General features: G+C 79.1%; 1 protein-coding gene. It reads left to right on the top strand.

The window, feature by feature from the left end; translation table 11 throughout:
• A partial coding sequence (locus tag DZG00_RS16090) for an AMP-binding protein (RefSeq protein ID WP_147360097.1) occupies positions 1-740 on the top strand: 740 nt, incomplete at both ends.

Genomic DNA, 740 nt, shown 5'->3' with positions numbered 1-740 from the left:
CACCGCCAGCTGGCCGCCCTGCGGGACACCCTCGGCTCCCGCTTCGACGTCGGCGTCGGCACCGGCCTCGTCGCGGGCTTCGCTCCGTTCGCCCTGCTGGGGCCGGCGCTCGGCGCCACGAGCGTCACGCCCGACATGGACGTGACCCGCCCGCGCGACCTCACCGCGTCCGCCCTCGCTGCCGCGGCCCGCGCGGCCGACGCCACGGTCGTCTTCGCGTCGCCCGCCGCCCTCGCCAACGTGGTCGCCACGGCCGACGCCCTCACGGATGCCGACCGGGAGGCCCTCGGCCGCGTCCGCTCGCTGCTCTCCGCCGGCGCGCCGCTGTCGGAGGCGCTGCTCACGCGCGCCGCCGCGCTCGTCCCGGCCGCCGAGGTGCACACGCCGTACGGCATGACCGAGGGGCTGCTGCTCACCGACGTGACGCTGGAGGGGATCCGCGCGGCGGCCCTCCGCGGCGACGCCGGCGTCTGCGTCGGCGCGCCCGTCGACCCCGTGGCGATCCGCATCAGCCCGCTCGACGCCGACGGCGCCGCGACGGGCGCCCTCACCGCCGAGCCCGGGATCACGGGCGAGATCGTCGCCTCCGCGCCGCACGTGCACGACCGCTACGACCGCCTGCACGTGACGGACCGCGCCGCGCGCCGCGACTCCGCCGACGCCATCCGCCGCCACCGCACGGGCGACGTCGGGCACCTCGACGCGACGGGCGCGCTCTGGGTCGAGGGCCGCATGCCGCA

The sequence above is a fragment of the Clavibacter lycopersici genome (assembly GCF_003576405.1).
GTDB lineage: Bacteria > Actinomycetota > Actinomycetes > Actinomycetales > Microbacteriaceae > Clavibacter > Clavibacter lycopersici.
Note: the sequence above shows the minus strand (reverse complement) of the source record. Positions and strands in the feature narration are given on the sequence as shown.